The following is a 504-nucleotide window of genomic DNA, read 5'->3' on the forward strand; positions in this document are numbered from 1 at the left end:
GGAAGGTCAGGGGGTCGGCGGTGGGGGTGGGGGCGTGGAACACCGGGGAGGCGGGGGGCGTCAGGTCGTCGCGGACGGCCCAGCGGAGCTGCCAGGTGGGGCGGGCGCGCTCCTCGACGGGGCGGTCCGCGAGGAGGGCCGGGGAGAGTTCGCCGTGGGCTTCCACGGTGCGCCAGCGGACGGTGTCCGTGGTGGTGGCCGCGGCCGAGGCGACGGTCTCGGTGGTGGTGACGGTGCCGGCGGAGCGGTCGGCCGTCAGGGTGCGGGTGCCGTCCGGAGTGGTGATCACGATCTCGGTGAGGGCGGGCAGGGCCAGGAGGAGGGCGGGGCCGACCTCGGCGAGCTGGTCGTCGATCGCGGTGGCGGCTTCGGCCGAGCGCAGCGGCAGCGTGACGCGCGTGGTGTACCCGTCGGGCACCTGGTCGGGTTCGGCGTCGAACGGCAGCCGCAGCACCGGCACCTGGCCGTCGCGCGCGGCCAGCTCCTCGCGCAGTCCCGCGATCC

The 504-nt window shown here is 76.8% G+C and carries 1 pseudogene; it reads right to left on the reverse strand.

Annotated elements, in window-relative coordinates:
• Positions 1-504 (reverse strand): annotated as a pseudogene (locus tag ACYVE7_RS35620) (ATP-binding protein); the annotation flags it as partial.

Source organism: Actinocorallia lasiicapitis (assembly GCF_054778695.1).